Here is a 1,266-nt window from a genome sequence, read left to right as displayed (position 1 = left end):
CCACAATTATATTGAGCTGCCATTGCTTCTCACCTCTGCTTTGCATCCATCCATCCATCAGAGATCAGGTAGAACAGTGAGAGTGAGGTGCAGAAAAATTTGAGCTGAAGCTGAGGATGGCAACATCCATGATCACCTCGCCGCTGGTGGCGCCGGCCCGGGCCAAGGGCCTTCCGTCCATCTCCCGCCGGGGATCCTCCTTCGCCATCGTCTGCAGCGGTGGGAAGAAGATCAAGACCGACAAGCCCTACGGGATTGGAGGTGGCATGTCAGTCGATATTGATGCATCTGGCAGGAAGAGCACGGGGAAGGGTGTGTACCAATTCGTTGACAAGTACGGCGCAAACGTCGACGGCTACAGCCCAATCTACTCGCCGGAGGAATGGTCTCCCACCGGTGACACCTACGTTGGTGGAACCACCGGGCTTCTGATCTGGGCCGTGACCCTCGCCGGGCTCCTCGGCGGCGGCGCCCTCCTCGTCTACAACACCAGCGCCCTCGCCGGCTAAATTTCACCCAAATCCAGATGTACAGCTTGCCGTCGTTGACGGTGGCCGTGATCAGCTGGTGCTTGCCGCCCTCGTCGCCGTCCGCCGTCCTCGTCAGCACCGTTACGCTGTAGTACTGCTTCCCTCCCACCACCGGCGCCGAGCTCTCCAGGATGTTCGCCGTCGCCACCGCGTCCGACTCAAACCCACCCTCGGAATCTGTCTTGCCGGAGTAGGCCTGCTTGCCAAGCAAGAAGTCGACCTGGGCGAGGAACTCCTCGGGGGAGCCGAACTCGGTGATGGTCTTCTTGGTGGTGGGGTTGATTATGACGGAGACGTTGCTGTTGGCGTCGAAGTTGTCCTCGTAGCGGAGGACCTGTCCGGGGAACTCGCGCTCCTTGCTGGGGTTCCACTTGGACGGGATCAGCAGCTTGAACCCCTCGCCGCTGTAGGCGATGAACTCCGTGTTCGTCTTGGGCTTCCCGAACACGTTCGCCGCCTCGCCGTAGGCCGCGGCGGCGGGCGCCACCTTCACCCCCACCGCCGCCGTCGCTCCGGCCAGCAGCGCGAGCGCCGCGCGGCGGGAGACGTCGGCGTCGTCCTGCTTCTGGGCGCGGCAGACGAGGAGGTGGGTCCGTGTCGCCGGGGACGGGGAGGCGACGCGCGCGGCGACGCGGGCCGTGGACTGGTGGAGGAAGCAGGAGGTGGACGCCATTGCCGGCCGGTGGGCTGGTGCCTCGCCGCTGATTGCCTGCCTGAGAGTGGAGCGGGGTGTAGT

1 protein-coding gene is annotated in these 1,266 nt (G+C 64.0%); it reads right to left on the bottom strand.

Annotated features, from left to right (window positions below; translation table 11 throughout):
* Window positions 1-231 precede the first annotated feature (231 nt).
* Window positions 232-1,266: PsbP-related protein (locus OKA04_RS24940; protein WP_264503853.1), on the bottom strand; the 1,035-nt coding region annotated here is incomplete at its 5' end.

Origin of the sequence: Luteolibacter flavescens (genome assembly GCF_025950085.1) — a bacterium.
Classification (GTDB): Bacteria; Verrucomicrobiota; Verrucomicrobiia; order Verrucomicrobiales; family Akkermansiaceae; genus Haloferula; species Haloferula flavescens.
The sequence above is the reverse complement of the archived record's forward strand: the minus strand, read 5'-3'. Positions and strand labels throughout refer to the sequence as shown.